The 381-nt window shown below is 43.0% G+C and carries 1 protein-coding gene; it reads left to right on the forward strand.

Annotation, left to right across the window (positions count from 1 at the left end; genetic code table 11):
• Positions 1-112, forward strand: a 112-nt coding sequence (locus D7W79_RS43065) for a Fe-Mn family superoxide dismutase (protein ID WP_276375750.1), incomplete at its 5' end; no start/stop codon positions are given.
• Positions 113-381 lie beyond the last annotated feature (269 nt).

A 381-nucleotide genomic window follows, 5' to 3' on the forward strand; every position in this document is an offset into this window, starting at 1 on the left:
TGTCTGGGAACACGCTTATTACATCGACTATCGCAATGCACGTCCTGGCTATCTGGAGCACTTCTGGGCGCTGGTGAACTGGGAATTCGTAGCGAAAAATCTCGCTGCATAATAACTGATGGCAAATGCAGCATTGCCTGAAGCGCTACGCTTATCAGGCCTACGAAAATCTTGCAATGTATTGAATTTTCATGATTTTGTAGGCCGAATAAGGCGTTCACGCCGCATCCGGCAAAAAGCTGCCCGCACAATAACATCATTCTTCCTGAACACGTTTTACCGCAAATTATCATCGCTACTGAAACCGATTACACCAACCACGCCAGACAAAGATTTGTAATATTTTCATATTATTATTCGGATTTCATAGTTGTTACATTT

Origin of the sequence: Corallococcus exercitus (genome assembly GCF_003611585.1) — a bacterium.
Lineage (GTDB): Bacteria > Myxococcota > Myxococcia > Myxococcales > Myxococcaceae > Corallococcus > Corallococcus exercitus.